The organism is Pseudomonas sp. NC02, from assembly GCF_002874965.1.
In the GTDB taxonomy this organism is placed as follows: Bacteria; Pseudomonadota; Gammaproteobacteria; order Pseudomonadales; family Pseudomonadaceae; genus Aquipseudomonas.
In genome coordinates, this window is the sequence record NZ_CP025624.1 from 3,164,659 (window position 1) to 3,183,041 (window position 18,383).

At 59.1% G+C, this 18,383-nt stretch carries 23 protein-coding genes; 22 read left to right on the plus strand and 1 reads right to left on the minus strand.

Features of this window, described 5'->3' with window-relative positions:
* The first annotated feature begins 1 nt into the window (after nt 1).
* From C0058_RS15070 to C0058_RS15160, 19 genes are all read left to right on the plus strand, one after another.
* Nucleotides 2–1,492: a terminase gene (locus C0058_RS15070; RefSeq protein ID WP_102368952.1), complete on the plus strand. Its 1,491-nt coding sequence runs from the start codon at nt 2–4 to the stop codon at nt 1,490–1,492.
* Complete coding sequence (locus C0058_RS15075; RefSeq protein WP_102368953.1) at nt 1,492–2,949, plus strand: DUF4055 domain-containing protein; 1,458 nt, start codon at nt 1,492–1,494, stop codon at nt 2,947–2,949. Before C0058_RS15070 ends, C0058_RS15075 begins: the two co-directional genes overlap by 1 nt.
* Nucleotides 2,867–3,979, plus strand: coding sequence for a minor capsid protein (locus C0058_RS15080; protein WP_177428367.1), 1,113 nt, complete (start codon nt 2,867–2,869; stop codon nt 3,977–3,979). The genes C0058_RS15075 and C0058_RS15080 overlap by 83 nt, the downstream gene beginning before the upstream one ends.
* Before the next feature lie 8 nt (nt 3,980–3,987).
* Nucleotides 3,988–4,476: a DnaT-like ssDNA-binding protein gene (locus C0058_RS15085; protein ID WP_102368955.1), complete on the plus strand. Its 489-nt coding sequence runs from the start codon at nt 3,988–3,990 to the stop codon at nt 4,474–4,476.
* Between the two features lie 51 nt (nt 4,477–4,527).
* Nucleotides 4,528–5,298 (plus strand): hypothetical protein, encoded by a 771-nt coding sequence (locus C0058_RS15090; RefSeq protein WP_102368956.1) that lies wholly within the window; start codon nt 4,528–4,530, stop codon nt 5,296–5,298.
* A 92-nt stretch (nt 5,299–5,390) separates the two neighbouring features.
* On the plus strand, nt 5,391–6,128 hold the full coding sequence (locus C0058_RS15095) for a hypothetical protein (RefSeq protein ID WP_168197508.1): 738 nt from the start codon (nt 5,391–5,393) through the stop codon (nt 6,126–6,128).
* Nucleotides 6,129–6,131: 3 nt separating this feature from the next.
* Nucleotides 6,132–7,109 carry a major capsid protein gene (locus C0058_RS15100; RefSeq protein WP_003218352.1) on the plus strand — a complete coding sequence of 326 codons (978 nt, stop codon included), beginning with the start codon at nt 6,132–6,134 and terminating at the stop codon, nt 7,107–7,109.
* A gap of 56 nt (nt 7,110–7,165) precedes the next feature.
* Nucleotides 7,166–7,471 (plus strand): HeH/LEM domain-containing protein, encoded by a 306-nt coding sequence (locus C0058_RS15105; protein WP_102368958.1) that lies wholly within the window; start codon nt 7,166–7,168, stop codon nt 7,469–7,471.
* A gap of 10 nt (nt 7,472–7,481) precedes the next feature.
* The gene (locus tag C0058_RS15110) at nt 7,482–7,859 is read left to right on the plus strand and encodes a hypothetical protein (RefSeq protein WP_032877402.1); all 378 of its coding nucleotides are present in this window, start codon (nt 7,482–7,484) and stop codon (nt 7,857–7,859) included.
* A gap of 2 nt (nt 7,860–7,861) precedes the next feature.
* Entirely contained in the window at nt 7,862–8,254 is a 393-nt protein-coding gene (locus C0058_RS15115; RefSeq protein WP_102368959.1) for a hypothetical protein, read from the plus strand.
* A 1-nt stretch (nt 8,255) separates the two neighbouring features.
* On the plus strand, nt 8,256–8,840 hold the full coding sequence (locus C0058_RS15120) for a hypothetical protein (RefSeq protein WP_102368960.1): 585 nt from the start codon (nt 8,256–8,258) through the stop codon (nt 8,838–8,840).
* A complete protein-coding gene (locus C0058_RS15125; protein ID WP_102368961.1) occupies nt 8,837–9,265 on the plus strand; it encodes a phage tail terminator-like protein in 429 nt (142 codons plus the stop codon). Before C0058_RS15120 ends, C0058_RS15125 begins: the two co-directional genes overlap by 4 nt.
* A gap of 39 nt (nt 9,266–9,304) precedes the next feature.
* A complete protein-coding gene (locus C0058_RS15130) occupies nt 9,305–9,964 on the plus strand; it encodes a phage tail protein (protein ID WP_102368962.1) in 660 nt (219 codons plus the stop codon).
* 9 nt (nt 9,965–9,973) lie between these two features.
* A complete protein-coding gene (locus tag C0058_RS15135) occupies nt 9,974–10,354 on the plus strand; it encodes a phage tail assembly chaperone (RefSeq protein ID WP_102368963.1) in 381 nt (126 codons plus the stop codon).
* Between the two features lie 17 nt (nt 10,355–10,371).
* Entirely contained in the window at nt 10,372–10,677 is a 306-nt protein-coding gene (locus tag C0058_RS15140; protein ID WP_102368964.1) for a DUF1799 domain-containing protein, read from the plus strand.
* A 27-nt stretch (nt 10,678–10,704) separates the two neighbouring features.
* Nucleotides 10,705–13,737, plus strand: coding sequence for a phage tail tape measure protein (locus C0058_RS15145; protein WP_102368965.1), 3,033 nt, complete (start codon nt 10,705–10,707; stop codon nt 13,735–13,737).
* A 3-nt stretch (nt 13,738–13,740) separates the two neighbouring features.
* A complete protein-coding gene (locus tag C0058_RS15150; protein WP_102368966.1) occupies nt 13,741–14,079 on the plus strand; it encodes a phage tail protein in 339 nt (112 codons plus the stop codon).
* 11 nt (nt 14,080–14,090) lie between these two features.
* Entirely contained in the window at nt 14,091–14,843 is a 753-nt protein-coding gene (locus tag C0058_RS15155) for a phage minor tail protein L (protein ID WP_102368967.1), read from the plus strand.
* A 2-nt stretch (nt 14,844–14,845) separates the two neighbouring features.
* On the plus strand, nt 14,846–15,610 hold the full coding sequence (locus C0058_RS15160) for a C40 family peptidase (RefSeq protein ID WP_102368968.1): 765 nt from the start codon (nt 14,846–14,848) through the stop codon (nt 15,608–15,610).
* Between the two features lie 152 nt (nt 15,611–15,762).
* Here the strand turns inward: C0058_RS15160 and C0058_RS15165 are convergent, their stop codons facing one another.
* Nucleotides 15,763–16,350, minus strand: coding sequence for a hypothetical protein (locus tag C0058_RS15165; RefSeq protein WP_158660295.1), 588 nt, complete (start codon nt 16,348–16,350; stop codon nt 15,763–15,765).
* A gap of 110 nt (nt 16,351–16,460) precedes the next feature.
* Between C0058_RS15165 and C0058_RS15170 the strand changes: the two genes are divergently transcribed.
* From C0058_RS15170 to C0058_RS15180, 3 genes are all read left to right on the plus strand, one after another.
* Nucleotides 16,461–17,168 (plus strand): hypothetical protein, encoded by a 708-nt coding sequence (locus C0058_RS15170; RefSeq protein WP_256579606.1) that lies wholly within the window; start codon nt 16,461–16,463, stop codon nt 17,166–17,168.
* Nucleotides 17,169–17,259: 91 nt separating this feature from the next.
* Entirely contained in the window at nt 17,260–17,682 is a 423-nt protein-coding gene (locus C0058_RS15175; RefSeq protein ID WP_102368971.1) for a hypothetical protein, read from the plus strand.
* Nucleotides 17,683–17,738: 56 nt separating this feature from the next.
* Nucleotides 17,739–18,332, plus strand: a complete 594-nt coding sequence (locus C0058_RS15180; protein WP_102368972.1) for a tail assembly protein — start codon at nt 17,739–17,741, stop codon at nt 18,330–18,332.
* The last annotated feature ends 51 nt before the right edge of the window (nt 18,333–18,383 follow it).

The following is an 18,383-nucleotide window of genomic DNA, read 5'->3' on the forward strand; positions in this document are numbered from 1 at the left end:
CATGAAGCCCGAGCACTTGAAGCTGCTCCGGGACAAGCGCTGGCGGTTGAACAACCTCTACTTCATCACGGACAAGCAGGGCAAGAAGGTCCGCTTCCGGATGACGGACGAGCAGATCGAGTACTTCGATGGGATGCACACCCGCAACATCATCCTGAAGGCCCGGCAGCTTGGCTTCACCACCGAGTGCTGCATCATCCAGCTCGACGCTGCGCTGTTCGAATCAGCCAAGTGTGCCCTGATCGCTCACACCCTGAACGACGCCAAGCGCCTGTTTCGGGAGAAGGTCAAATATGCCTACGACAACCTTCCTGCTGAGATACGCGCCGCCAACCCGGCGAGTAACGATGCTGCTGGTGAGCTGGTGTTCAGCAAGGGCGGATCGCTCTACGTCAGCATCTCCTTCCGGGGCGGCACGCTGCGTTACCTGCACGTATCTGAGTTCGGGAAGATATGCGCCAAGTTCCCGCACAAGGCCCGCGAGATCGTCACCGGTGCCTTCGAGGCTGTCGCCACCGATTGTTTCGTCACGATTGAATCGACGGCGGAGGGCCGGGCAGGCTACTTCTTCGATTACTCGCAGAGCGCTGAACGCCAGCAACTGGCCGGCGTGCCCCTGGGCCTGCTGGACTGGAAGTTTTTCTTCTTCTCCTGGTGGAAGAACAAGGCCTACTGGCTTGACCCGACTGACGTGGTCATCCCGCAGCGCCTGACCGACTACTTCAACGAGCTGTTCGCGAAGCACGGCATTGACACGAACCCAGGCCAGCGAGCCTGGTACGCCGCCAAGGAGAAGACTCTCGGCGACGACATGAAGCGGGAATACCCGTCACTGCCGGCGGAAGCCTTCCAGCAGTCGATCGAGGGCGCCTACTACGCCAAGCAGTTCACCAAGCTGTATGGCGCGCAGAGGATCGGCCCGCTACCGGACAACAGTCATCTGCCGGTGCACACAATATGGGATATCGGCGTCGGCGACTCTACGGCTATCTGGTTCGTTCGGATCGTCGGCGAGGAATACCACGTCATCGACTTCTACGAGAACAGCGGTGAAGGCCTGCGGCACTACATGAAGGTGCTCAAGGATCGCAAGTACACGTATGGCGATCACTGGGGCCCGCACGACATCGACAACCGCGAATTCGGTAGCGACGGCAAGACCCGCCGCGAACTGGCCCGGGAGGGCTACGAGATCGACGGGCAAAAATACAGCCTCAAGTTCAGCGTTGTTCCAAAGCTCGGCATCGACGAAGGCATTGAGCAGGTTCGGGAGATCCTTCCGGCCTGTGCCTTCGATGAGTCCAAGTGCGAACTGGGTATTTCCTGCCTGGAGAACTACCGAAAGGAGTGGGACGACAAGCGGGGCTGCTGGAAAGACAAACCACTTCACGACTGGTCATCGCACGGCGCGGACGCCTTCCGCTACTTCGCCGTATCGATGGGCCGACGCAAACGCACAGGCGGAACACGCCGAATTGGAGGCTTGGCCTGATGCCAGTGCAATCGACAAACCCCGACTACGACGCGCACATCGCCGAGTGGGAGATGATGGACGACGCGCTCGAGGGTGAGTGCGCCGTAAAGCGCAACGAGCGCAACCTGCCCAAGCCGAGCGGTATGGTTGAGGCTGAAAAGCTGGATGGCGCGGGTAACAAGTACCTGTACGAGAACTACACGAACCGGGCTCAGTACGAGCATTGGGTACGCGACTCTTTGCGTTCGATGATGGGCTTGGTCTCCCGGTTGATTCCGGAGATCGAGCTTCCTGCTGGGCTTAAGGGGGTGGAGGACAACGCTACTGCTGACGGCTTCGGCCTGAAGCAGCTGTTCTTCCGCATGGTACGCCAGGCCATCTCCCACGGCCGTGTGCCGCTGGTGGTGAACATCGACGACGGCAGTGAACCGTACTTCTCGACGTACGCCACGCGCAACGCCATTAACTGGGACACCGCTGATCAGGGCGGTCGGCAGGACCTGGTCCTTTCGGTGTTCCGCGAGTTCCGCAAGAAGGGTGGCGATCGCTACAGCCATGACTGCGACACGGTGTTTCGTGAGTTCTTCATGCTCAACGAGGTCTGCTACACCGCCGTGCGGAATGAAGGCGGTGAGCTGGTCGAGGACGAAAAGCCGCTGGGCACCACTGATACCGACAACCGGCTGGTCAAAGGCCTGCCATACCTGCCCGTGATTTACTGCGGTTCCACCGACAATTCCCCGGATGTCGACGAGGTGCCGCTGCTGACCATGGCGCGTGCCGCGCTGAAGTCCTACCAGTTGAGCGCTGATTACTTCACGTCGTTGCACTACACCAGCCATCCACAGCCGTGGGTTGCAGGGATGGATGACGTGGAACTTAGCGTCACTGGCCCATCCGCTGCTTGGGATCTTGGTCCAACGGGATCCTGCGGCTATCTGGAGTTCCAGGGCGCCGGCATTGAAGCCGTGCGCAAGGCCATGGATGACCAGAAGAATGCCGCGCTTGAGGCCGGTGCGAAGGTCATGGACGTGGCCGGTACCGAGTCGGGCGAGGCGCGTAAAACACGGCAGAACGATCAGCACGCCACGCTGCACAGCATCGTCATCACTGTGGCCGAGGCGGTGGAGCAGGGCCTGCGATACGCCGCCGAGTGGAAGGGCTATGACCCCAAACAGGTCAAGTTCAAGGTGAACCCTGAGTTCGTGACCCCGGTGGTCGACGCCCAGGTGCTCGCCGAACTTCTCAAGGGCGTGATGGCCGGCGCACTCAGCGCCGACACCTACTGGCAGTACCTCACCACCGGCAAGCTGCCGGACCGCCCATACGAAGAAGAGGCCGACCTGATCAGCGATGAGCGCGAGTCGGCCGGCATCAACCTGGACAACGACGATGCCAACGACAAGCCTGGCGCAGACGGACAGCCAACTGCTGGAGCAAACGACCCGCCACTCGGTAATGCTGGAGCGGCTTAAGGCCGGCGAGGTCAAGAAGTTCGAGAAGTACCTGCGTCAGATCGACAAGCTGGTGCGGGATCAACTCACCCGCAAGGAGCTGACCACCTACAGCCGGGACCGCCTTGAGCAGTTCCTGGCCCGGGTGGACGGCAAACTGTTGGAGATATACAAGGCCTACGGCGACCTGGTGCAGGCCGATCTAGTCGACATCGCGCTGTATGAGTCGAGTTTTGAGGCTAAAAGCGTGAGCAATGCACTCTCCATCGACGCGGTGGTGCCGACCAACACGGTGATCCGTGCGGCGGTGTTCTCCTATCCGCTGCAGGTGAAAGGTATCGACGGTGGAAAGCTGCTGAAGAGCTTCGTCAGCGGCTGGACGCGGACCGAGACGATGCGGGTCACGAACACTATCCGGCTCGGTTTCGGCCAGGGCCAGACCAACGCCCAGATCATCCAAGCGATTCGCGGGACCGCGGCGCAGAACTTCACGGACGGCGTCTTGGCGGTGAGCAACCGCAATGCTGCAGCCGTGGTGCAGACGGCAATCCAGCATGTGGCCACGACGGCACGGATGGAGACGCTGAAGGCCAACAGCGACGTGGTGCTGGGCTATCGCTGGGTGTCGACGCTCGACCGCAAGACCTCGCAGCAATGCAAGGGCCTGGATGGGATGCGTTTCGACCTGGGCAAAGGACCGCTGCCGCCGGCGCACATCAACTGCCGGTCAACTACGGTGCCGACCACCAGGCTTTCGGAGATGTTCGCCAAGGACGCCACGCGCGCCTCGGTGGGCGATAACGGCGGGGCCCAGGTCGACGCCGGCCTGAACTATTACGAGTGGCTGGCAACGCAGCCTGCGAGCTTCCAGGATCATGCCCTCGGGCCGGTCCGGGGTAAGTTGTTCCGTGATGGTGGCCTGACGCCGGAGAAGTTCGCCAAGTTGCAGCTCGACAAATCGTTCAAGCCTCTGACGCTTGCACAACTGAAGGAAGCAGAGCCTGACATGTTCACCCGAGCAGGCGTTACACTCGGCGCTCAACCAGGTTGAGATAGCACATGCAGATCATCGTTGAGGACGGGAAGGGCAGGCCAGATGCAAATAGCTTCGTGCCGCTGGAGAAGCTGACCTTCTACCGCGACTACTACGGGTTCCGTATACCTGACGCTGAGGCTGAGCAGGTCGAACTGCTGCTGCGCGCTGCCGCCGACATCAACGGTCGCCAGTGGAAAGGGCGAAAGGCCAATCCTGACCAGGCAATGGCCTGGCCCCGGCGTGACTGCAAGATCGAATACCAAACGCTTTCCGAGACATTCGTGCCCTTTGAGCTGGAATGGGGTCAGGTACGGCTGGCGGTCGAGTTATACGCTGTCGAACAGGGCTTCCCGATCGAAGAGCCGACCCACTGCACTGAGCCAAATGGCCGGCGCACGCGGCTCAATCGAGATACGCCCGGCCTGCGAATGCGGCCGCCGCCATACGCGCCGAGTAGGACTCAATTCGCCGATTATCTGGTGATGAGAGGGCTGCAATTGATAATTTCATAGCTTGAAAAGGTGGCCATTTGGTATAAGTGGCTTTTAGGCAATGGAGGCCTTATGGAAATCAAATGGGTAGCAGTAGCAGTAGCAGGGATTTTTTTTGGGGTAGTTTGCGGACTTCTAGGTCTAACTATAGGCATCTATTTTAATCCTGAATCCACAATCACATTTGTCCCAGTTTGGGGGAGTTTGGGGGACTGGGCATCCGCAATAGGTGCTTTCTCCGCAGTTGCGTTTGCATTGTGGCAGTCTCATAGACAGCAACAAAAAGAACTTCCAAGAGTAAAGATAATCAATCAATTTACACCTGATGAATGCCTACTTAGGGTTGTCTCAGAGGGGATTGTTCCGGAAAGTGTTCTAGGGGCTGAGCTGATATTCAAAAAAGATGGTTCTAAGATCGATCTGTTGACGTTTAGTCGAATCCCAAAAGGTGGCCAAACGACAAAGCTACAGAGAGGGGAATATCTTGATATCCTTGCTTTGAATAAGCACGACCTACTTCAGTTTATTGAGCAATGGGTTGCAAGGCCCATAGATCAAATGCGTCGAAGTGAAATTTATCCAGGTAACGGATATTTTAAGTTGAACAAGGTGTACTTCGATCGGCTTGAGGAGTTCTTTAAGCAAGATCTAGAAATCTTAATTAGGCTGGTTAGCAAGGATGTAACAGTTAAGGTTTCTCCAGAGTTTTTATCCGTAGCCAAAAGCTACGTTATAAATACTAGGAAGACTGAAGAAACAGAGCGAGCGGCATCTAGGAATGGTGAGGCGCGAGCAAGATATGAAGCAGGACTTCACCTTGAATACGGTGATCCAGAGACGTAAGTTTCAAGAGTGATTAATTAACCTCAAACCGCCCAATGGGCGGTTTTTTTATGCCTGCAAAGCGGGCCGACCAAACCCAAGGGGTGCACCAAGTGGCAGACGAAAACCAGATTGATCTTGAAGACCCGGCGGTTAAATCCGCGATCGCTGATGCGGTGGAAGCGGCGACCCTGGGCCTCAAGAATAAAAACACCGAGCTGCTTGGCTCGCTCCGGACCACTAAAACAGAACTGGACGGCTTCAAGGGCCAGTTTGAAGGCCTGGACATCGCCGCCGTGAAAGGGCTGCTGACCAAGGTTGGCCAGGATGAAGAGACCAAGCTGATTGCCGAGGGCAAGCTGGACGAGGTCATCACCCGCCGCACAGAACGCCTGCGCACCGACTACGACACCAAGCTGGCCGCCGAGAAAGCCCGTGCCGACAAGGCCGAGCAGTTCGCTGCCAAGTACAGCGACAAGGTCCTGGCCGATTCCATCCGCGCTGCTGCCATCAAGGCTGGCGCCCTCCCTGAGGCTGCCGAGGACATCATTCTGCGCGCCCGGGGCACTTTCAAACTCAGTGAAGACGGGGAGGCGATTGCCACCGACCGTGACGGCGAGGTCGTTTACGGGAAGGACGGGAAAACCCCGCTGTCACCGCTCGAGTGGGCGGAATCCCTACGTGAAACAGCAACACACCTGTGGCCAAGGGCTCAGGGTGCCGGGCAGACCGGCGACAACGGTGGCAAGGCCACGAAAAAGTGGGGTGAGTACACGGAAACCGAGCGCGCTGCGATCGCCCGTGACAACCCCGAGCTCTTCAAGAAAATCCAGGCCACCAAAGGAACCTAATCCATGGCAACTACCCAACTGACCGACATCTTCGTCGGCGACTACTACGCCTCGCTGGCGCCGGTTAACAGCCCGGAAAAGACCGCTGTGTATGAGTCGGGCATTGTGACCCGCTCTCCTGTGCTTGACGCGATCGCCTCCGGCAGCCAGGGCACCGCCGAGATCAGCTACTGGCAAGATCTCAACGCTGATGAGGCGCCAAACATCAGCAACGATGACCCGAACGACCAGGGCGAAGTTGGCAAAGTCACCCAGGACAGCATGCGTGCCCGCGTCCTGTACCTCAACAAAGGCTACGGCGTAACCGACCTGACTGCTGAGCTGGCCAACACTGAGCCTCAGCAGCAAATCCGCAACCGCTTCGGCACCTACTGGACCCGCCAGTGGCAGCGTTACACCCTGGGCGCGGCTCGCGGCATCATCGCCTCGAACATCGCGAACAACGGCGGTGACATGGTCATCGACGCGGGCGCGACCATCAGTGCGAATGCCTTCCAGGATGCTGCGTTCACCGCCGGCGATGCCGCTGACCAGTTCGGCGCGATCGGCGTGCACTCCGTGGTGATGAACCAGATGGTCAAGCAGGACCTCATCGAGTACCTGCGCGACTCCGACGGCAAGATCATCCTGGCCACCTACCTCGGCAAGCCAGTCTTCATGGACGACGCCCTGGTGTATGGCGCTGGCAAGTACCTGTCCGTGTTCTTCGGCCAAGGCGCTTTCGGCTACGGCGAAGGAACTCCCAAGGTGCCGGTAGAGCTGGAGCGTAAGCCAGGCGGCGGTAACGGCGGTGGTGCCGAGGTGCTGTGGGAGCGGAAGACCTACATCCTCCAGCCGGCTGGCTTCAGCTGGAAGGGTTCCGAGGCTCAGAACCTCAGCCCGACCGCCACTCAATACGCCGCTGCTGCGAACTGGCAGCGCGTGTTTAGCCGCAAGCAGGTTCCGTTCGCCGCGGTCATCAGCGGTACCACCACGCCGTAATCCGGCCCACACAACCTGGCGCTTTTATGGGCGCTGGGATGCTTTTGAGGTGACTTATGAAAGTGATCTACACGGACAAGCCGGGCAAAGAGCGCGGCGTGTGCTACCGCCTACTGAGCGAATTCTTCGGTGTCATCGGTTCCGCCACTGAGGTGGTCGTCGATGGCGATGCGCCGGATATCTTCGATGCTTACCAGGCCGCCGGCATCAAGGTTTCCGACGGCAAGGAGCAGGAAACCCCTGAAACCGACCCTCTCAAAATGAAGGTCCCCGAGCTGAAAGAGTGGCTGACCGCGAAGGGCATTACCTTCGACGCGACCGCCAAGAAAGAAGACCTGCAGGCCTTGGTGCCAGCGGAATAAGGACAAGCACATGACCGACTTCATCACCGTTGCCGATGTTGATGCCTCGCTGGGTCCTGACTGGGCTGGCACCGGTGATCCGGTCCTTGCTGTGACCATGGCCAATGCCTGGCTCACGGCCAAGATTAAGCGGGCCGTTCCCGATCCGGTCCCGGCCGAGATTAAAACAGCCGGCGCCCAGGTTGCCAAAGAGGCGGCGGCGGGCAAGTTGTACACGGCCACGCAGAAGGAAGTGCAGAGCAAGACGGTCTCGGCTCAGTCCGGCACATCGGTGAGCAAGACCTACGTGGCGGGCTCTACCGATCAGTCGGCGGGCGTGAACTTCGCCCTGGCCTTACTGGAGCCGTGGATCAAGCGCTCCGGCGTGATGATGCTGAAAAGGATCTGATCATGGGAATGTGCGAAGAGATCCAGGCCGAGCTGGCTGAAGCGTTCGACGATCCTGATGGCCTGGCCGACGCGGTGAAACCGGTGACAGGCGTGCGCAAGGTCGCGGGCGAGTACGATCCAGACTGGGGTGGCGAAACGCCGGAGACCACCGTGACGTACTCGGGGCGCGGCGTTCTTGGCAGCTACTTGTCCAAGGAAATCGACGGCTCTCTGATCCAGACGACCGACAAGAAGCTGCTTGTGCTGCAAAACGAGCTGTTCGTGTCAGAGGGCGGCGTGCCAACGGCTGTGCCGGCTGCCCCGGCTATTGGCGATATCGTCAACGGGTTGCGGGTGATGAATTTGTCCGCCGACCCGGCTGATGCGACGTGGACGGCGCAACTGAGGAAATGACATGGCGACTCAATCCGGCAGCTTCGCCCTGAGCCTGGCCGAGTTCGCCGCCCAGACTAGCGAAGCCATCGATGCCAGCGTGCGTGAAATCATCATCGAGGTCGGAAGCAGCCTGATCCGCATGTCTCCCGTGGGTAACCCGGAGATTTGGGCGCAGAACGCAGTGGCCACCCAGTACAACAAGGCCGTCGACGATCACAACAGCGCGCTGCGTAGTGACCCGGCCAACCTCACGAAGGGCGGCAGGCTCAAGAAGGGCCGCAAGCTCAACGACGGCATGGACATTAAGGCGCCTGAAGGCTACGTCGGCGGCCGGTTCCGTGCGAACTGGCACATATCACTCGGCGTGGTCGAGAGCGTCACGTTCGACGAGGTCGACCCGAGCGGTACCGAGACAGTGGCTGCCCTGGTCGCCGCAATGAGCGACTTCACCGCCGGCCAGATCGCCTACATCATCAATAACTTGCCCTACGCGATCCCGCTGGAGTTCGGCCATTCCACTCAGGCCCCCGGCGGCATGGTCCGGGTAACTGTGGCTCGCTTCCAGCAGATCGTGCTGGAGGCCATCAGGAACAACCAGGTATGAGTCACGCACGCGCCCGTCAGGCCATCGAAAACAAGCTGGCCGCATGGGCGGCTGCGCGCCCGATACGAGTGGCCTATTCGAACCAACCGTTTACACCGAATTCTTCTGAAACTTATCTGCGGGCTTTCCAGCTTCCGGCCGGCACCACATGCCGCTATCTCGGCGGGGAGGCCTACGAGTACTCAGGTGTTTACCAGATCAGCATCGTCTGCCCCTCTGCGCAGGCTATGGCAACCGCCGAGACACTCATTGACGAACTGACACGGCTATTTCGCGTCGACACGCCGCTGGCCCGCAACGGGTTCGAGGGTTTGATCACGGAGCCGGTAGATCAGGGGCCAACTATCACCGAGTCGGCGACCTACACGGTCCCGGCCAGCTTCACCTATCTGGGTGTCGCAGACCAACTGCCCGCTGGGGCATAACCTACCGCCGTCAGGCGGGCACTCAAGAGGAAATACACCATGGCCGCACGCTTCCCGCTGCCGAACGGCGCTGTGCTGGAGATCGCCAGCGTTTTGGGATCTGTCGTACCGTTCACTGCCCTGACAAATGCCAAGCCGCCAGTCGCCGCATCTGTAGGTCACACCATCGAAAACGGCGATGTCCTGCTGATCAATTCCGGCTGGGCCTTGATCAATGACCGCGCAGTAAAGGCATCTGGCATCACCGCCGATGCTTTTTCTCTGGCCGGGCTGAATACTACGAATGCCGACAAGTACACAGCCGGTGCTGGGGCTGGCTCGGTGATCCCTGTGTCCGGTTGGACGCAGATCTCGAAGGTCACATCCTTCACATCCTCCGGCGGCGAGCAGCAGTATCAAACTGTCGGCTACCTTGAGGATGACGACGACAAGCAGTTTCCAACCAATCGCAACCCCACCACGATCACCATTGTGGTAGAGGACCAGCCAACTGCCCAATACGTAGAAACCGTTGAAGGATATGACGATACCAAGGAGCTGGCGGTGGTCCGGATGAAGCTGCGTAACGGCGATCAGATCCTCTACCCGGGTTACGTGAGCATCACTCCGGACCCGACCATGGAGCGCAACAACGTGATGACGCGCACCATCAGCATCGGGCTTTCTGCTCGTTCGCTCCGATACCTGGCTGGCGCATAAGGGGTCCCCATGGCAAAGATTAGGATCGCTCAGAACCCGACATTCAAGGCGCTCGTACTGATTCCAATTGTTGGGGAGGAGCCCGAGAAAATCGAGTTCACCTTCAAGTATCGGGATCGCCCGGGGCTTGCCGCTCTGTTCGATGATTGGAGCGCAAAGGGAAAGGAGATGCGCGCCAGTTTTGGTAACGACACCACATTGTCCGATGTCGTTGCGGCGGAGACCGAACTTCAAGTGCAGCAGATCAAGGATCTGGTCGTTGGCTGGGGCTTCGATGACAAATTCGACGACAAGAGCATTCAGGCACTTGTTAAGTCCTGTCATGGCACCGCCGAAGCAGTCGTGTGCGCTTATCAGAGTGCGTTCAGCCAGGCCCGGCTGGGAAACTGATAGCGGCAGCCAAAGCAATGTACGAAAGCGGCCCTTCTGCTGAGCAGTTGGGTGTTCTCGGGCTGACGGCTGCCGATCTTGACGATGAGGATGTCGAGGTCTGGCCATGCAACTGGCCGCCACTCCGCCTGTTCAGCAGCATGCGCACACAGTGGCGAGCGGGCGCTAACGGCGCAATCGGCCTCGACTACAGCAGCATCCGCGACGTGGCCGGCTTCCTCGGCATCAAGAAAAAGAAACTCGCTGAAATCTTCCCTGACCTTCAGGTGCTGGAAGGCGAAGCCCTGCGCGTCATGGCGGAGGAAAGGGAAAACAGCCCGTAACCACGGGCACTTATTCAAGGTGAGTCGATGAACATTGCAGAACTCGGCGTCAAGATCGACTCGGCCGATGCAATCCAGGCAAAAACGAGCCTGGATGAGATGGCGAAGGCCGGTGGCCGGGCCGAGCAATCCGCTGCCAGCCTGATGAACGAAATGCAGGCCCTGGAAAAGTCGCTGTCTACCAGCGCCAAAACCACGCAGGATCTAGCGAAGCAGCGTGACGCACTCACCAAGCTGACCAAGACCGGCGCCTATGGCGAGGCCGAGGCCGCGAAGATCTCGGCGCAGCTCGATAAGCAGCAGATCGCGCTGGCCAAGTCCGCGATGGATGAGCAGAAGGCTCTCAACAGCCTGTTGGGGGCGATTGACCCGGCCCGTGGCGCGCTGGCCAAGCTGGACACGCAGGTCGAGCAACTGGGCATACACCTGGACGCCGGCCGCATCAGCCAGGATGAGTACAACACTGCCCTGAGCAAGATCGACAAGGACTATGCCAAGCTCGAAAAGACCACCACCGGCTTCGACAAGCTGCGCCTAGGCACCCGCCAGGCGCAGGAAAACGTCGTGCAGCTGGGCAATGCGCTTTCCTCGGGCGACTGGGGGAGTGGTGTGCGTGCGGTTGCGCAACTGGGCGCCGGGGCTGGGGCAGGCGCTGCTGGGCTGCTTGCCATTCTGGGGCCGCTGGCCCTGGCCACCGCAGCCGTGGGCGGCCTGGCAGTTGCCTACTACAAGGGCAGCGAAGAGCAGGACAAATACAACAAGTCGCTGATCCTCACCGGCAACTACGCGGGAGTGAGCGCTGGCCAACTGGGGGATATGGCGCGCCAGGTAAGCGCAACGGTGGGCACGACCGGCCAGGCCGCCGCAGTGTTGGCGCTGCTCGCTGACAACGGCAAGATCGCCGGGGACAGCTTCACCGGCATCACCCAGGCCGCCGTGTCGATGCAGGAAGCCACCGGCAAGGCCGTGAGCGAGACGGTCACCGAATTCTCCAAGCTGGCAGACGACCCGGTAAAGGCCTCTGCTGCGCTGAACGAGCAGTACCACTATCTGACTGCCTCGGTTTACTCGCAGATTGCCGCACTGGAGCAGCAGGGCGATCACGCCGGCGCTGTGAAGCTGGCTACCGATTCGTACGCCGATGCAATCAACGAGCGCACCCCCAAGATTCTGGAAAACCTGAGCTTCTGGGAGCGGGCGTATAACGCAGTTGCCAAGGCGGCAGATGGACTGAAAAACGCCGGACGTCGGGACATTAATTCGGACATTGAGGACGCGAAGGCCGGATTGCTCGAAGCCCAGAATATGGATGGGTTGTTTCAAAATCAAAAGTCAAAGGATGCCCTGATCGAGTTCCGGCAGAACCGCCTGAACATGCTTGAGGACGAAAAGGCTGCCCAGGCCGATATCGCCAAGTGGGAAGGCGAGCAGGCGAAGGCGCAGGGCGATGCCGTTTCGTCGATGGCCAAGATCGATGCCCTGACCAAGTCGTCGTGGACGAACGAGCAAAAGCGCACTGAGGCGATCAAGGAATATAGGCGGCAACTCGACGATATCCGCAAGGTTGACCCGAAGGACTCGCGGCTCGATCAGTCGGCGATCGACAAGAATATTTCCAATATCAACGATAAGTTCAAAGACCCGAAAACAGCCGGCACTCAGGTTGACCTGACGGGCTTCAATGATGCCAAGAACAACCTGGCAGCGATCGTTGATGAGTACAAAAACACCCAGAAGCGACTGGACGCCGCGGAGAAGGCCGGGCTCATTTCTCAGGCCGATTACGCGCTGAAGCGTGAAGCCCTGATCGGCAACCAGCGCGACGAGGTGACAGCAGCCTATGAGGCCGAGATTGCCGCGCTGGAGGCGGTCAAAGGCAAGAAGTCCACGACTGCTGCCCAGAGCATCCAGCTGGACCAGAAGATCGCTGACGCGCGCGCAGGGATGGTCAAGGCGCAGAAGGAGGCGGACAGCCAGCTGGAAGTGTTGGCTACCAACGAGACCGGGCGTCTGGCCAAGCAGGAGCGGTCAATCACCACCTACGTGCAGGCCCTGGCTCAGCAGCAACGAGCCCTGGAACTTGCCGGCCAACGCGCAGTACTCGGCGTTGGCCAGGGGGACCGCCAGAACGCACTCAACGGCGAACTGAACAGCCAGCAAGACCGGTTTGCTCAGCAGTCGCTGGAGTTGGCCAACCAGAAATCCGACCCGTCGCGCAACATGTCGGAGGAGGAGTTCAAGCGAAAATCCCAGGCGCTAGCAGATGCGAACAAGGCCGCCACTGACCAGATCCGGCAGAACTATGCGGATGTGGAGAGCGCCCAGGGCGACTGGACGAAGGGCGCGACGTCGGCCTGGGCCAACTACCTGGATTCGGCGAAGAACATTGCCGGCCAGACCAAAAGCCTGTTCGGCAACGCCTTCAGCAGCATGGAGGACGCGGCCGTCAACTTTGCAATGACCGGCAAGGCATCGTTTTCGGACTTCGCCAAGTCGATCCTTGCGGACATGGCGCGCATTGCCACTCGACAAGCGAGCTCACAGTTACTCAGCAGCTTGTTTGGCGCAGGTCTGAGCTATTTCGGCGGCAGCGGCTCTGGCGGGGCAAGTCAGGCCGGGTACACCGGTACCGACCTTTCAAACTTCACCCCGGGCAGCATTCAGGCCAAGGGTGGCGCCTGGTCGGGCGGTGTGCAGATGTTCGCCGACGGCGGTGCCTTCACCAACACAATCGTCAGCAAACCAACTGCGTTCGGCATGGCCGGGGGCAAGACAGGGGTCATGGGCGAGGCGGGCGAAGAGGCAATCATGCCGCTCACTCGCACAGCCAACGGCAAGCTGGGCGTTTCTGCGGTTGGAGGCGGCGGTGGCGGGGTAAACCTTAGCCTCAGCATGCCGATCATCCTGACGGACCAGGAGGCCGGCCGCCCGGACGGTGCCGAGTTCGACGCCGAAATGTTCCAGCGCAACATGGAGTCGCGTACCCGGCAAATCGCAACAGAAGAGATCGCCAAGTCTTGGCGTCAGGGCGGCGTGAGCAGCCGAAACGTAAAAGGATGATTTATGGCAATCGAGCGATTCACCTGGGCCACTGAAAAGGGCGTCGAGGGCGATATCAAACAGCGTGTGCGCACGAAGCAGTTTGCCGATGGCTACGCGCAGTCGACCGAGGACGGGATCAATAACAAATCCCAGTCCTGGCCAGTCACCTTCACCGGCATGAAGGGCCGGATCAAGGACATCATGGACTTCATCGACCGGCATAAGGGCGCAAAGGGCTTCCTCTGGGAGCCGCCCCTTGGCGATCTCGGTCTCTACAAGTGCAACGGCTACAAGCCAGTGCACCGCGGCGGCCAGGTCTACGCGATCACCGCGACCTTTGAACAAACCTTTCACCCCTGAGATAACCCTCCATGGCACTGATCACGGACATCCAGAAACTGGAGCCCGGCGCCGAAATTCGCCTGTTTGAAATTGACGGGACCGAATACGGCGCGGATTACCTGCGCTTCCACGGTCACGCCATCCCTCACACGCCCGAGGAGCTGCTGGCCTATGAGCATTCGGAGGAGGACCTGCCGGCCAGGTCAATTTGGTGGCAGGGCGCTGAGTACGCGGCATGGCCAGTGCAGATTGAGGGTATCCGGTCCAATAGCGACGGCACGGCCACCAGGCCGACGTTCGCCGCCGGCAACATCAACGGGCGCGTCACTGCGTTGTGCCTGGCCTTCGAGGACATGCTGAAGTTCAAGCTGACTGTTCGCGAGACCCTGGCCCAGTACTTGGACGCGGCCAACTTTCCCGAAGGCAACCCGACTGCTGACCCGACTCAGGAAGGGCTGGAGATCTGGTACATCGACCAGAAAACCAGCGAGGACGGTGAAGCGGTGGTCTGGGAGTTGTCGTCCCCGGGCGAGATCGATAACCACGGTCTGCCCGGGCGCCAGATGACGACCTTCTGCCACTGGGCCATGACCAATGGTTACCGGGGGCCGGACTGCGGCTACACCGGTGCGGCCATGTTCGATGATGAGGACAACCCCACGGATGACCCGGCCAAGGATCAGTGCAAGGGTTGCCTGTCGTCCTGCAAGTTGCGCTTCGGCGAGAACAACGAACTTTCCTTCGGCGGATTCCCTGCCGTGTCCCTGATAGCCAGGAGCTGACCATGCGCAAGCACATCATTGCGGCGATCCAGGCGCATGCGGCAGAGGAGTATCCGCGCGAGTGCTGCGGCCTGCTGCTGGCCGTAGGGCGGGCGCAGAAGTACTTCCCGTGCCGGAACATCGCCACTGAGCCGAACGAAGAGTTCCGACTTGATCCTGAGGACTACGCTGCGGCGGAAGACCTAGGCGAGGTGATCGGCATTGTCCATTCGCACCCGGACGCAACTAGCAGACCTTCACCTCATGACCTGGCCATGTGCGAAGCCACTGCTTTGCCCTGGCACATTCTGTCGTGGCCCGAGGGGGATTTGCGGACGATCACGCCAACGGGCCGCACGCCACTGCTCAAGCGGCCGTTTGTACATGGCGCCTGGGACTGCTGGCAGGTTTGCGCTGATTGGTACCAGCGCGAATGGGGGATCGAGTTCGAGGCCTTCCAGCGCACTGATGGCTGGTGGGAGAGCGCGGAGAACATGAGCCTGTACGAGCAACATTCCAAGGCCGCTGGCTTTGTTCGCGTCGACCGGCCGCAGCGCGGTGATCTTGTCGTCATGCACGTCGGGCGGACGGTTCATCCGAACCACGCCGGGATTTACCTGGGTACCGATCCGGAACTGCCCGGCGAAGAGTCAGGCACATTCGGCCCCGGGCCATTCCTGTTGCACCACCTGTACGGCAGGCCGTCCGAGATCATCGTCTACGGCGGCCCCTGGCATGACAGAACACGCCTGATCCTCAGGCACAAAGACGCAAAACAACCTACATGACGCGGCGTGGCCGCAGGAGCGAGGTATGCAAACAGATAGGCCGGCTCCGTCGCATTTGCCCTTGCGAGCAGAAGACATCCCGGTTTCACCCTCGATGGTTGAAGCCGGGCTGGCGGTCCTTGAGGAGACCGATGATCGGCCGCTCTCACGATTTACGGTCGAAAGAGCTTTTCAGGCGATGTACCTGTGCGGATTTCTAGAATCTGTGCGCGCGTCGTAATGCCTCTAAGGATCTCACCATTCAACGAAATCGCCTGCAAGATTCTCATGAGCTTATGACACTGATCCCTTAGCTCGCTTATTTTGAGAATCGCGTTTGATTTATTGGCGTTCTTTGGCTTGATCAGATCGGTTAATGAGGCTGTTGCTCCTTCATTTAGGCCCCATTGCCAATGTACGATTTTATGCCTGAGGCTGCTTACAGCGTCGAAAGCCTTTAGCGTGTATAGCAGATCGTCTGTTGCCTGCTGATCGTGGGTTTTTGAATCGGATATTCGCCCCTGGACGTACCTGATCATCCCCGCCATTGAGATGTTGGCTTCAACTGAAAGCTTTTGAGCGTCAGCCACCGGCATTTTTAGGAAAAAAGCAAAGAGGTTAGAAATTTGCCATTCGACCGCTGAGTAATTAACGATGAACTGCCCCATCGCATGCAGATGCTCGTCTGAAGGGCCCACGTTGTATTGTCGTTCCCAATCGATGCTAAAGGGCTCTCTTGGCTTGAAACCACCGTCACTCACATTAACCTCCATATCTTTATTCGCGCCATAATTGGCGCAACCCCAGTCCTTGGGCTTGCAGGCGTAGGACTGGGGGAATCCTTGCGTGAAGGCAGGAGGCTACTATCTGAATGGATATCGGCGTTACTGGCATTCCATCCACGCTGGATGCCTGGCCAGGTCCGAGTTATGTTGTCCGCAATAGATCCGGGAATGGAGGCGACGTGACAACGAGAAACAGTGAAGAAGTGCTGGCCCATCATGTGGAAACCATGGGCGAGTCGCTTGGAACAGCGTTTTGGCACCTTAATCAACAGGTTCTCGAATTGCATCTTGTATGGGAGCAATACACGCAACTGTTCGGTGAGGGCGAAGATACCGTAAAAATGCTGAATGAGACGGCCGGTCTTTTCTTCATGGTTGTGCAAGACGCCTTGTGGGATAGCGTGCTTTTGGGAGTGTCGAAGCTGACCGACCCCGCACAGACCGGTAAGAACAAAAACCTTTCCATCCAGTCACTGCCTGACTTGATTGCAGATGACACTCTTCGCGGACGCGTCTCAGACCTCTGTGAAGAGGCTTTGGTAAAAGCAACGCATGCTAGGGATCACCGTAACAAGCGTATAGCGCACCAGGATCAGCAGTATTTCTATGATCGAGCGGCACGACCATTGGGCGGTGTCAGCAGAGCTCTAGTTAAAGAGATGCTTCATGCGATCACTGCGGTGATGAATGAGATCAATGTCTTCTACGCTGACTCAACAATGTTTTACGACAGCATCAGCTGTGGTGGAGATGCTGCTTGGCTAGTGCACAAGCTCAAAACGATGACCTACTAGAGACAGGTCGTTCTGGTAGGTGCCAACCTATCTGGCTTTTTGCATCTCCCTCCTCGGTGCTACAGTCCCGCCAAACCAAAGAGGGAACGACATGCGAATTTTGATAGCGGCGGTAGCGGTGGCGATGCTGGCGGGGTGTGCCTCAACGGCAATTTCAGTGCGCGACGCAAAGCCGGTGCCGGCGGATGAGGTTTATGCCTTTCAGTCCAAGCCATCTGGCGAAAGTGGGAAAATCACGGTTGTGCGCGACTCCGGCGCCGTCGGTTCGGGCTGCGATATCGTCGTCTATGTAGATGGGCGCAAGGCTGCGAAAATTGGTACTGGTCAGCGCGCCACCTTTTACCTTTCGCCGGGATCGCCAAATCTCGGCGCTGGCCTGGCAGGATCTGGTCTATGTGCTGGCGCGGCGATCCGAACTATTGCGGCGACCGTACAGCCTGGGAAGGAAAGTCTGTACAGGATCAGCGGTGATATAGGCGGCTTCTACATCGGCCCCTATGTCGACTACAACTGAAAAACGAAAATCATAAAGCCGCCTCCGGGCGGTTTTTTATTGCCCGGAGAAATAAGATGCAGGCATCAGCGATCAACTACCAACCAATGACAACCATTCGACTGCACGGGCAGCTACGTCAGTTCGGAAAGTCCTTCAGGCTTGCGGTGAAATCGCCTGCCGAGGCCATTAAGGCTCTGTGCATTCAGATTCCCGGATTTGAACGCTTCCTGTCGAACGCCAAATCGCGAGGTCTGGAGTTCGCAGTCTTTCGCGATAAGCGCAACATCGGCGAGAAAGAGTTGAGCTACAGCGGCGCCGGCGACATTCGGATTGCTCCTGTAGTGGTGGGTAGCAAGCGCGGCGGGGTCCTTCAGACCATCGTCGGCGCGATCCTGATTGTTGTCGGGGTTATTTTCGCGGCAACTCCGTTCGGCACCCCGTTAATTGGAGCGGGCATCGGACTAGTCGCCGGCGGCGTAATCCAAATGCTCAGCCCCCAGGCCGGCGGACTAAAGACCAGTGCTGCGCCAGAGAACACGCCCGGCTACGCCTTCGGCAGCGCGAAGAACACAACGGCTTCCGGCAACCCGGTACCGCTCTGCATTGGCGAGCGACGCTGGGGCGGCGCAATCATCAGTGCCGCGATTTACGCAGAAGACCAGATGTAGCCAATACCTGAAACACAGCAGCCGCCCATGAGGCGGTTTTTTATTGCCTGG